The sequence below is a fragment of the Lysobacter daejeonensis GH1-9 genome (assembly GCF_000768355.1).
Classification (GTDB): domain Bacteria; phylum Pseudomonadota; class Gammaproteobacteria; order Xanthomonadales; family Xanthomonadaceae; genus Aerolutibacter; species Aerolutibacter daejeonensis.
Map to the genome: position 1 here is coordinate 1 of NZ_AVPU01000049.1, position 10,264 is coordinate 10,264.

Consider the following 10,264-nt stretch of genomic DNA (forward strand, 5'->3'; position numbering starts at 1 on the left):
CGGGCCCGCAGGCCGGTTGCCTCGGGCCGGCGCCCCCACGGCAGGCGGAAGCCCCGGGTCGCCCACAGCGCCACCAGCGGCATCCCCAACAGCCACATCGGCAGCCAGCCGATGCTCGCCGCCGAGCCCCGCGCCGCCGGCAGCAACAGGACGAGGACGACGCCGATGGCCAGCAGCAGCTTCAGCGCTTCGTCCAGGCGCGGGTCCGGGGCCGCCTCGCGTGCTGGAGCGGTGGCCAGACCCGGGTGGGTCGGGCTGGCGGCGTTGGACGGGCGGCTGAACGGGGCGAGCATGCGGTTCATGGCGGTGGCTCCGGTGGTGTGGAAACACCTTGGCTCGCCCCCGTCTCAGGGGTTGCGACCCTGCCGCCCTCGCCTCGCCGCCGGCAGCGGGTCAGTACCCCGCCGCGTCCAGCACCTTGTCGGCTTCGCGGCGGCCGATGTCGATCAGTTCGGAGGCGCGCCAGAACTCGTAGAACTGGCAGGCGTCGCGCGGGATCCGGATCACCAGCTCGGGGGGATCCAGCGCCATCTGCACACGGGCGATCTGCGCCTGCATCGTGTCCAGCGAACGCGCCATCAGCTCGGTGAATCCCAGCGGCCCCGGCATGCCGATCGATGCCAGCGTGGGCGACGAAGTCTGTCGCTGCGCCTCGTCGCGGAAACGCCGGGCCAGCCAGGTCATGATCCGTGAGCGCTCGGCTTCGCTGCCCCCGCCCGCGCCGGGAACGGGGCTGTCCGCAAGCCCTTCGCTGGCGCCGGCCGCGTTGCCACCGTCCTTGCCGGTTGCATCAATGGCGCCGTTGCCGTTGGTCAAGCGTCCGACCGGCCGATCCGGCCAGCTGTGCATGTCCACGGCGATCAGGCGATGCGCACCCGACAGGCGCGTGGCGGCGATGGGCAGCGGCGCCAACAGGCCGCCATCCACCAGCGCGCGACCGCGCACCACATGCGGGGTGAAGATGCCGGGAATGGCGATCGACGCGCGCACCGCGTCCCACAGGTCGCCGTCACGCAGCCACACCTCGCGCTGCCGCATCAGGTCGACGGCCACCGCGGTGAATGGAATCGCCAGTTGCTCGATGCGGTGGTTACCGGCCTGCTCGCGCAACGCCTGGATCAGTCGCTCGCCACCAAACAGCGACGGCTGGCCGAATACCGGATCGAGCAGGCGCAACATCGCGGTGCGGCTCAGACCGAGCAACCACTTCTGGAAGTCGGGCAAACGGCCCGATGCGTACAGGCCGCCCACCAGCGCCCCACTGGACGAGCCGGCAATGGCCACCACGTGCAGGCCGCGCGCTTCCAACGCCTCGATGACGCCGATCTGGGCGAAGCCGCGCGCGCCACCGGCGCCGAGCACCAGTGCGACCGGCTCCCCTTGCTGGATCTTCGGCGCGTCGGCCGCGGCCATGTCAGCGCTCGTAGTTGCCCAGCGCCAGCGACAGCAGCGCACGCGCCTGTTCGCGCAGCACCGGCGGTTCGATGATCTCGGCGTCGGCGCCGTAGTGCATGACGTCCATCAGCAGTTCGCGGCCGGCGCTGTAGGGCACCTTCAGTTCGTAACGGCCATCGGCGAGGAAGCGGCCCTGCTGTTGCGAATGCCAGTGCTCGTCGGCCACCCAGCGCGCGGCCTTGGCGCTGAAAACGATCGTCGCCCAGCCCTTGGGCGTGCCGGAAAAGATGCCGTAGCTGGACGCCAGGTGCTGGTTCAGTTCGTCTTCGGGCAGGTCACGCGCCGCGCTCTCGCCCACGCGCGCGTTGCCGATGCGGTCGACCGAGAAACTGCGCAGCGCCTCGCGGTCATTGTCCCAGGCGTCGAGGTACCAGTTGTCGCGGTAGTGGGTCAGTCGCTGCGGCGACACGGTGCGGCGCGTGGTCTCGTCGGTGGAGCGCGCGCGGTATTCGAAGGTGAGCTGCTTGCGGTCCAGCACCGCCGTGGCGACGTTGCGGAAGGCATGCTCGTCCAGCCTGCGGGTGCGGTGCGGTACCACGCGCACGCGCTCGACCGGGATGCGACGGCCGCCAGCGTGCTCATCCAGCAGCTTCTCGATGCGGTGCTGCAGCGGCGCCAGCGCGTTGGACAGCACCCCGCCGCCGCTGCGCATCAGCAACTGCTGCGCGGCCAGCAGCGAATGCAGCTCCTCCGAGCTCAGCCACAGGCCGGGCAGCTCGAAACGGTCGTTCTCGCTGTGGTCGTAGCGGAAGCCGGCCTCGCCGTTGCCCACGAGCGGCGCCATCAGGCTGTCGCGCAGGTAGGCCAAGTCGCGGTACACGGTGGCGCGCGAGCACTCCAATTCGTCCTGCAGGCGCTGCACCGTCACCGGGTAGCGCGCGGCGGACAGGATGCGGTGCAGGGCGTGGATGCGTTCGATGCGTTCCATGGCAGGCGTGGCAGGCGGTTGCTGGTGCCTAGCATGGCACACGGCGAAGCCGCCGACTGGAATCAGAACCCGACTTCGAGCAGCACGAAGGTCTCGCCGCGGTTGCGCCCGCCGGTGTCCGCGTTGGACAGGTGGCGCAGCGACAGGCTGGTCCGGCCGAAGGTGTAACCGGCGCCGGTCAGGAACTGGCCATGCCCGGACAGCACGTGGTTGTCCTCGCTGACCCAAGCCACGCCGCCGCTGGCAAACCAGCGCCGCCACACCAGCCGCTTGCTGACCGCGAAGAACACCGCGTCGGGCACGTGCGCGCCCTCACGTTCGCCGATATAGCCTGCCATCACCTCCCACGGGTGACGCTGCGCGCTCACCCAGGCCAGGCTGGCCATCTCCGCGCCCTCACCCTCGATGCTGTCGGCCCAACCGCCGCCCAGGTGCACCTGCGCCCAGGCTGGCGGGGTTACACACAGACCCAGCAGCAGCCACCACGCAGTCGCCCATGCACGCATGTCCGTCACCCCTCGTAGCCGGATCGCAGGCGAGTAGCGCCTTGGTTCTCTCTAAAACGACGACCGCGCGCGAACCGGCCGCCCGCCCCAGAGCGACGTGGTGTCCCGCAGACGGCCCGGGCACAATGCGGCCATGCACGCGCCCACGGAACCGGCCATCGACACCTCGCCCTCGCCCGGCGACGAGGTCAAGACCACCACCTGCTACATGTGCGCCTGCCGTTGCGGCATCAAGGTATGGCTGCGCGACGGCCGCGTGCGCTACATCCAGGGCAACCCCGAGCACCCGGTCAACCAGGGCGTGCTGTGTGCCAAGGGCTCGGCCGGGATCATGCAGCACTATTCGCCCGCGCGGCTGGACAAACCACTGCTGCGCGTGGGCGAGCGTGGCAGCGGCGAGTTCCGCGAGATCGAGTGGGACGAGGCGTTGCAGATCGCGACGGACTGGCTGGCCCCCATCCGCGAGCGCAATCCCGATGAACTGGCGTTCTTCACCGGCCGCGACCAGTCGCAGGCGCTGACCGGCTGGTGGGCGCAGCAATTCGGCACGGTCAACTACGCGGCCCACGGCGGCTTCTGCTCGGTCAACATGGCGGCCGGCGGGCTGTACACGCTGGGCGGCAGCTTCTGGGAATTCGGCGAGCCCGACTGGGAGCACACCCAGTACCTGATGCTGTGGGGCGTGGCCGAAGACCACGACTCCAACCCGATCAAGCTCGGCTTGGGCAAGCTCAAGGGGCGCGGCGCGAAGATCGTGGCGGTCAACCCGGTGCGCAGCGGCTACGGCGCCATTGCCGACGAGTGGATCGGCATCCGCCCGGGCACCGACGGCCTGTTCGCCTTCGCGCTGATCCATGAACTGCTCAAGGCCGACCGCATCGACCTCGACTACCTGGTGCGTTACACCAACGCGCACTGGCTGGTGGTGCGCAACCCGGGCGGTGCGGATGACGGGTTGTTCGCGCGCGATGCCGAAGGCCGGCCGTTGTGTTGGCAACATGTGGCCGAGGCCGCTGCGATGCACGCCGACACGACGGCCGGAACCAGCGACTCGCGCACACGAACCGGCCGGGCCGTCGCCGCCGACGCGGTTGGCATCCGGCCCGCGGTCGTCGGCGAAGTGAGCCTGCCCGATGGCCGCCGCGCCGTGCCGGCGTTCCACCTCCTCGCAGAACGCTACCTCGACCCGCGCTACGCGCCCGACGCGGTAAGCGAACGTTGCGGCATCCCCGCCGACACCATCCGGCGCATCGCCCGCGAGCTGGCCGAAGCGGCGTTCGAACGCGAGGTGCGCCTGCCGATTGCATGGACCGATGCGTGGGGCCGCACGCACGCGGAAATGGTCGGGCGCCCGGTGGCGCTGCACGCCATGCGCGGCATCAGCGCGCACAGCAACGGCTTCCACACCTGCCGCGCGCTGCACCTGCTGCAACTGCTGCTGGGCGCGGTGGATACCCCGGGCTCGTTCCGCTACCAGCCGCCGTACCCCAAGCCGGTCCCACCACCGAACCGGCCCGGAAAGGCGCGCCAGGCCAACGGCGCACTCGATGCCGCACCGCTCGGGTTCGTGCACGGGCCGGAGGACCTGCTGGTCGACGCCGACGGCGCGCCGCGTCGCATCGACCATGCCTTCTCGTGGGCATACCCATTGTCGTCACACGGCATGATGCACACGGTGATACGCAACGCCTGGGCCGGCGATCCGTACCGCATCGACACGCTGCTGATGTTCATGGCCAACATGGGCTGGAACTCGGCGATGAACACCGCGCAGACCATCGGCTGGCTCACCGACAAGGACGATGACGGCGAGTACCGCATCCCGCACATCATCTACGCCGACGCCTACGCCAGCGAAACCGTGGCCTACGCCGATCTGGTGCTGCCCGACACCACCTACCTCGAGCGCTTCGACGCGATCAGCCTGCTCGACCGGCCGATCTCCGATGCCGACGGCGCCGCCGATGCCATCCGCCACCCGGTGCTGGATCCGGCGTTGGGCGGCAGCGCGCATGCCGACGATGGCAACGCTGTGCCCCCGCGCCCACGCGACGTGCGCGGCTTCCAGAGCGTGCTGCTCGACCTAGGCGCGCGTTTGGGATTGCCGGGCATGGTCGATGAGGACGGCTCACCGAAGTACCGCGACTACGCCGACTACATCGTGCGCCACGAACGCGCGCCGGGCGTCGGCCTGCTGGCCGGCTGGCGCGGCGAGGACGGCACTCGTGAGGCCAAGGGCGCGCCCAACCCCGACCAGTTGCAGCGCTACATCGAGCACGGCGGCTTCTGGCGCAGCGAGGCCCCCGAGCACGCGCGCTATTTCAAGATGGCCAACCGCGGCTACCTGGATTGGGCGCAGCGCATGGGCTTCCTCGGCCACGCCGACCCGATCCCGCTGCAGCTCTATTCCGAGACGCTGCAGAAATTCCGGCTGGCCGCGCAGGGCCACGGCACGCACCAGCCACCGGTCGCGCACCGCGAGCGCGTCGCCACCTATTTCGACCCGCTGCCGATCTGGTACGAGCCGTTCGAAGGCGCGCAAGCGGACGACCTGGGTGAACGCTCGGGCGACAGCGCCTTTCCAGCGGCCTCATCCGCAGCCGCCGCCACGCCGGTTGGCCATGTCGACGCGACTGCGCGCGGGTCCAAGCCGCATCCGTATCCGCTCAGCGCCGTCACCCAGCGGCCGATGTTCATGTACCATGCGTGGGGTTCCCAGAACGCGTGGCTGCGGCAGATCGCCTCGCGCAACGTGCTGTACCTGCACCCGGACACCGGCATCCGGCACGGCATCGGCGACGAGGACTGGATCAACGTGACCTCGCACCACGGCACGATCACCGTGCAGGCCCGGTTCGCCGCCAACGTGCAGCCCGACACCGTGTGGACGTGGAATGCCATCGGCAAGCGCAAGGGCGCCTGGCGGCTCGGCGCGGATGCTCCCGAGGCCAGCCACGGCTTCCTGCTCAACCACCTGATCAGCGACATCACCCCGCGCGGCGACTATGCCAACGCCGACCCGGTCACCGGGCAGGCGGCGTGGTTCGACCTGCGCGTGCGCATCGCCAAGGTGGATCCACGCGGCGAAACCGCACCCCAGTTCGCGCCGCTGCCCTACGGCACCGCCGACAATGCGCCGCTGCGCTACGGCGCCGCCTTCCGCAAGGGCCGCAAGCCCGGAGACACCCCATGAATGATGGACGCCGCTTTGCCGGCTGGCTGTGCGTGGCACTCGGCTTCGCCGTGGTCGTGCTGCTCGGCTATGGCGTGATCGACCCGATCGGCCTGTCCACCACCGACGCACCCGACTCGCTGGCGGCGGTGCTGTACGGGCTGCTGCCCACGGTGCTGGGCGCACTCGCGCTGTTCGTGCTGGGCCTGTGGCTGCTGAAGGGCGGCCGGCGGGACAAGCGATGACCGCTTTGCCACCACCATCGAAGAAGAAGCTCGGCCTGGTCATCGACCTCGACACCTGCGTCGGTTGCCACGCCTGCGCAGTCAGTTGCAAGGAGTGGAATGCCGGCGGATTCGCCGCGCCGCTCACCGACGAGCAGCCCTACGGCAAGGCGCCCGCGGGCGTGTGGTTCAACCGCGTGCACAGCTACGAGCTGGCGGCGACCGACTTCACCACCCCGGCGTTCGATCCTGGCGCACATGATGCGCTCGGCCTGGGTTCGATCCACGACAATAGCGGCGCCAACCGCGGTGCCGGCGCAAACGCCACCGCTGGCTGCGCGGGTGCCTCGCCGCTGGCACAGGAGGTCGCACAGCCGGCCATGACCCTGCACTTTCCCCGCTCGTGCCTGCACTGCGAGCAGCCGGCGTGCGTCACCGTGTGTCCGACCGGTGCCAGCTACAAACGCGCCGAGGACGGCATCGTGCTGGTCGACGAGGACAAATGCATCGGCTGCAAACTGTGTTCGTGGGCGTGCCCGTACGGCGCGCGCGAGTACAGCCACGTCGAAGGCGTGATGAAGAAGTGCACGCTGTGCATCGACCGCATCTACAACGAGCACCTTGACGAAGCCGAGCGCCAGCCGGCGTGCGTGCAGGCCTGCCCGACCCGGGCGCGCCACTTCGGCGACCTCGCCGATCCCGAGTCGAAGGTGTCCAGGCTGGTCGCCGAACGCGGCGGCGTCGACCTGATGCCCGAGCTCGGCTACCGACCCACGAACCAATACCTGCCGCCGCGTCCCCGGCGCGCGGAAGCGGCTGCACCGCCGCAGGAGCCGCTGGATACTGCGCAACTGCCCGGCGTCCTGCGCTGGCTCGACCGGGTGTTGTCGCGATGAATCCGGCCTTCTCCGTCATCGTTTTCACCACGTTGTCCGGCGCCGGCTATGGGTTGTGGTGCTGGCTGGGCCTGCGGCTTGCGCTGGGGGGCGTGGCGCACGCCGATGCCGCGGCATGGCTTGCCGGCGCGGCCTTGGGCGGCGTCCTGGTCACGGCCGGCCTGCTCTCGTCGCTCGGCCACCTCGGCAAGCCCGGGCGTGCGTGGCGCGCGCTCTCGCAATGGCGCACGTCCTGGTTGTCGCGCGAGGGCGTGGCGGCGGTGGCGACATTCCTTCCGGCCGCGTTGCTGCTGATGCTGCTCGGCGCGCGCCAGCTCGATCCCGTCGGCCTCGGCTTCATCCATGTGCCCGCTGCCCTACTGTCGGCAGCCGCGGCGCTGCTGGTGGCGGGCAGCCTCGCCACGGTGGCCTGCACGGCGATGATCTACGCCTCGCTCAAGCCGATCCCCGCATGGCGCCAGCCATTGGTGCTACCGGGCTACCTCGGGTTTGCGCTGCTCACCGGTGGCCTGCTCGACCAGGCGCTGCTGGCCATCGCGGGCCGGGCGTCACCGGCCGCGGCGTGGGCCATGCTGGCGATGGCCGCCGCGATGGCGGTGCTGAAGCTGGGCTACTGGCACGCCATCGACACCACGCCACTGGCGGTCACGCGCGGCGATGCACTGGGCCTGCCAACGCGCCAGGCCAGCGTGTTCGAGCGCCCGCACACCGAAGCCAACTATGTCACCCGCGAGATGGTGTACGTGCTGGCACGCAAGCATGGCCGTGCGTTGCGCGCGCTCGCACTGGCGATGTTCGCCGCATTGCCGGCGGTGTGCCTGCTCGCCGGAGGGATCTGGCCGGCTGCGGCGCCTGGACTGCTGGCACTCGCTGCCCTGTCCGCGCTGCTCGGCGCGGCGGTGGAGCGTTGGCTGTTCTTCGCGCAGGCCCGGCATCTGGTCAGCCTGTACTACTGACCAAACCCGCCCCCTTGCGCACGCCATCACGGACGACGCGCCGCCGGCTTTTGGCATAATCGGGGCCCACTCCTCCGCGTTGCCTGCGCATGCTTGGTGCCGTTGGACTGGCCCTGCTGACGGGTCCGTTCGTCTCCTTCCCCACGCCGGTATACGGCGGCGAGCCCGCGTTGATCGCGCTCGCCAGCGACCCGGCGCACCTGCGCCTGCCCTGCTATTCCACGCAGTGCGGCGACCGGGAATGGCGCGTCGCCGGCAATGCGGACGCACCACGCCTGGTGACTGCCAGGCAGAGACCGCTCAGCCTGCCGGGCAGCCGAAGCCGCGCGTCGCTGAGCGCACCGGCCACCCGCCGCGAAGCGGCCAGCCACTACGCCGACCACTTTCGCGTGGGCACCACCTACGGCTACGACGCGCTGCGCGATGGTGACACCCGCCTCGGCCTCAACCTGGGCGCGGGCTATCGCCTGGCCCCGCTGCACGACGACGGCGTGCGCCAGTCAGGCCCGGTATTCCGCGGCGAACTGCGCGTGGGCCAGCGCCTGGGCGAACGCGCCGAATGGACGCAACGCATCCAGTTCGAAGCCGGGCGCGAGGACACTTTCGTCAAGCAGTCGATCGGCCTGGACGTGACACTGTGGCCGGAGTGGACGCTGGAAACCGATGCGGTGATCCGCCACCAGCCCAACGCCGACGCCATGCGCACCGCCGAGGGCTGGCTCGGCATCCGTCGCCGCTTCTGATCGGCGATGCGGTCAGACGGCCGCGTTGATGAGGTCCCGCGCGCCTTGCGCCAGCAACGCCTGCGCCACCGCGTGCCCCAGCGGTGCGGGCGCATCGGCCGTGCCTTCGCCGCAGGCGCGGACAACCGTCCCGTCAGTGGCCGAGCCCACCGCGCCTTCCAGCTGCAGGCGATCACCTTCGAGCAGGGCAAATGCGGCCACCGGCACGTGGCAACTGCCGTGCAGCGCCAGGTTCATCGCACGCTCGGCCGACACGCAGGTACGGGTGGACGCATGGTCGAGTACCGCGCACAGGGCCTGCACTTCGGCGTCGTCGTCACGGGTCTCGATGGCGATGGCGCCCTGTGCCGGCGCGGGCAACCACTGCGGCGCATCCAGCCGCGCACGGATGCGCGATTCGAAGCCCAACCGCGCCAGGCCCGCGCAGGCCAGGACGATGGCGTCGTAGTCGCCCGCATCCAGCTTGGCCAGGCGCGTGTTGACGTTGCCGCGCAGGTCCAGCAGCTGCAGGTCGGGACGCAACGCACGCAACTGCGCCTGCCGGCGCAACGACGAGGTGCCCACGCGCGCGCCCTGCGGCAGCGCGGCGATACCGTCGAAGTGGTTGCTGACGAAGGCGTCGGCGTGGTCGGCACGCTCCAGGATGGCCGGCAGTGCAAAGCCAGGCTCCAGCTCCATCGGCACGTCCTTGAGCGAGTGCACGGCGCAGTCTGCTTCGCCGCGCTGCATCGCCAGTTCCAGTTCCTTGAGGAACAGGCCCTTGCCGCCGATCGCCGCCAGGGAGCGGTCCAGCACCTCGTCGCCGCGGGTGCTCATGGGCACCAGCACCACCTCCAGGCCGGGGTGGGCGGCACGCAGGCGGGCGGCGACATGCTCGCTCTGCCAGAGGGCGAGCGGGCTCTTGCGGGTGGCGATGCGCAGGGTCTTCATCCGCCCATTATCGGCGATCCCGACGTCGGCGGCGCGGAGCAGGCGCGCTTGCCCTCCCTGCCGACGGCACGAGGCAGCGGCGCGGCAAGCCGGATTACAGGTGCTTCAGCGTCTCGCGCAGGTGCGCCACGCAGCGGCGGCTGACCTCCAGCGGCTGCCGGCCGTGGCGCAGCACGGCCTGGGTGTGGCCATCGGGGGCGCGGCGCAGTTCGGTGATCTCGTGGCGGGCCACCAGGCAGTTGCGGTGGATGCGCACGAAACGGTCGCCGAACTCCTCTTCCAGCGACTTCAGCGACTCCTCGATCAGGTCCTCGCCCCGCGCGTGGTGCACCACCACGTACTTCTCCTCGGCCTGAAGGTAATGCACGTCCTCGATGGGGATCAGGCGCAGGCTGCCGCGCAGGCGCGCGCACAGGTGGCTGCGGCGGCGGCCGTCGGCCGCGGGCGCCGACTG

General features: G+C 70.5%; 11 protein-coding genes. 5 read left to right on the plus strand and 6 right to left on the minus strand.

All coding sequences use genetic code 11. From position 1 onward, the window contains the following. From N800_RS14450 to N800_RS14465, 4 genes are all read right to left on the minus strand, one after another. On the minus strand, window positions 1-302 hold a 302-nt coding region (locus tag N800_RS14450; protein WP_156963015.1), incomplete at its 3' end, for a hypothetical protein. Between the two features lie 91 nt (window positions 303-393). Further along, complete coding sequence (locus tag N800_RS14455; protein WP_052108293.1) at window positions 394-1,413, minus strand: patatin-like phospholipase family protein; 1,020 nt, start codon at window positions 1,411-1,413, stop codon at window positions 394-396. Window position 1,414: 1 nt separating this feature from the next. Further along, window positions 1,415-2,383, minus strand: coding sequence for a helix-turn-helix transcriptional regulator (locus tag N800_RS14460; RefSeq protein WP_036140233.1), 969 nt, complete (start codon window positions 2,381-2,383; stop codon window positions 1,415-1,417). Between the two features lie 62 nt (window positions 2,384-2,445). Next, the gene (locus N800_RS14465) at window positions 2,446-2,889 is read right to left on the minus strand and encodes an acyloxyacyl hydrolase (protein ID WP_036140236.1); all 444 of its coding nucleotides are present in this window, start codon (window positions 2,887-2,889) and stop codon (window positions 2,446-2,448) included. Window positions 2,890-3,022: 133 nt separating this feature from the next. Between N800_RS14465 and N800_RS14470 the strand changes: the two genes are divergently transcribed. The 5 genes from N800_RS14470 (at window position 3,023) to N800_RS14490 (ending at window position 8,880) form a co-directional block, all read left to right on the plus strand. Beyond that, a complete protein-coding gene (locus N800_RS14470; RefSeq protein ID WP_084087734.1) occupies window positions 3,023-6,082 on the plus strand; it encodes a molybdopterin oxidoreductase family protein in 3,060 nt (1,019 codons plus the stop codon). Beyond that, window positions 6,079-6,306, plus strand: coding sequence for a hypothetical protein (locus N800_RS14475; RefSeq protein ID WP_036140241.1), 228 nt, complete (start codon window positions 6,079-6,081; stop codon window positions 6,304-6,306). The genes N800_RS14470 and N800_RS14475 overlap by 4 nt, the downstream gene beginning before the upstream one ends. Continuing rightward, window positions 6,303-7,181 carry a 4Fe-4S dicluster domain-containing protein gene (locus tag N800_RS14480; RefSeq protein WP_036140243.1) on the plus strand — a complete coding sequence of 293 codons (879 nt, stop codon included), beginning with the start codon at window positions 6,303-6,305 and terminating at the stop codon, window positions 7,179-7,181. The genes N800_RS14475 and N800_RS14480 overlap by 4 nt, the downstream gene beginning before the upstream one ends. After that, entirely contained in the window at window positions 7,178-8,137 is a 960-nt protein-coding gene (locus N800_RS14485; protein WP_036140245.1) for a dimethyl sulfoxide reductase anchor subunit family protein, read from the plus strand. Before N800_RS14480 ends, N800_RS14485 begins: the two co-directional genes overlap by 4 nt. 89 nt (window positions 8,138-8,226) lie before the next feature. Continuing rightward, window positions 8,227-8,880 carry a DUF481 domain-containing protein gene (locus N800_RS14490; protein ID WP_036140248.1) on the plus strand — a complete coding sequence of 218 codons (654 nt, stop codon included), beginning with the start codon at window positions 8,227-8,229 and terminating at the stop codon, window positions 8,878-8,880. 12 nt (window positions 8,881-8,892) lie between these two features. Here N800_RS14490 and hemC read toward each other — a convergent pair whose 3' ends face one another. Then, window positions 8,893-9,810, minus strand: coding sequence for a hydroxymethylbilane synthase (hemC, locus tag N800_RS14495; protein WP_036140251.1), 918 nt, complete (start codon window positions 9,808-9,810; stop codon window positions 8,893-8,895). Between the two features lie 94 nt (window positions 9,811-9,904). Further along, window positions 9,905-10,264: LytTR family DNA-binding domain-containing protein (locus tag N800_RS14500; RefSeq protein ID WP_036140254.1), on the minus strand; the 360-nt coding region annotated here is incomplete at its 5' end.